Genomic DNA, 320 nt, shown 5'->3' with positions numbered 1-320 from the left:
GTGGTGGCGCACGAGGGCCCCGGCGGCGAGCAGCGTCTTGTCGCCTATGTGGTGTGCGCGCCGGAATCAGCTTCGAACGGGCTGGAGGGAAGCGAGCTTGCCGGCGCCTTGCGCGCGCACATAAGTGCACACCTGCCGGAGTACATGGTGCCATCGGCGTTCGTGCGGCTGGCGGCGCTGCCGCTGACGGTGAACGGCAAGCTGGACCGCAAGGCGCTGGCTGCGCCTGCGGATGAGGCGTATGCGCGCGCCGCCTATGAGCCGCCGCAAGGCGAGATCGAGATCACGCTGGCACAGATCTGGGCCGAGCTGCTCGGTGT

At 69.1% G+C, this 320-nt stretch carries 1 protein-coding gene; it reads left to right on the top strand.

What is annotated here, in order from left to right:
• Positions 1–320, top strand: a 320-nt coding sequence (locus AAE027_RS39535; protein WP_479714283.1) for an AMP-binding enzyme, incomplete at both ends; no start/stop codon positions are given.

Origin of the sequence: Bradyrhizobium sp. DN3 (assembly GCF_041357655.1) — a bacterium.
Lineage (GTDB): Bacteria > Pseudomonadota > Alphaproteobacteria > Rhizobiales > Xanthobacteraceae > Bradyrhizobium.
Note: the sequence above shows the minus strand (reverse complement) of the source record. Positions and strands in the feature narration are given on the sequence as shown.